1 protein-coding gene is annotated in these 330 nt (G+C 71.8%); it reads right to left on the reverse strand.

The features are described from left to right. Positions 1–330 (reverse strand): XdhC family protein (locus tag ACOADB_RS22520; RefSeq protein ID WP_378603885.1); only part of this gene is annotated, 330 nt, incomplete at both ends.

Genomic DNA, 330 nt, shown 5'->3' on the forward strand with positions numbered 1-330 from the left:
GTCACGGACCGCATCGTCGATCCGGCGACTGCCGAGGGAGCCCACCAGTCCGGCGTCGCGCAGGACCGCCCGGCGACCGACGTACGACGGGTCCGGGTGTTCGATGACGGCGACCAGCGCGACGGGTCGGCCGGTGTCGATGTCGTCGGCAAGCGCGTCCAGGTCCGGGAATGACTGCTGGTCCACGCGTTCGACGTACACGTCGAGGATGCCGCCGCAGGTGAGCCCGACCGCGAACGCGTCGTCGTCGGAGACGCCGTACCGCTGCAGGGTCGGCACCCCGGAGGCGAGCACCTCCTGGCCGAGCTCGAAGACGGCGCCCTCCACGCA

It is taken from the genome of Nocardioides sp. CPCC 206348, from assembly GCF_048654705.1.
GTDB lineage: Bacteria > Actinomycetota > Actinomycetes > Propionibacteriales > Nocardioidaceae > Nocardioides.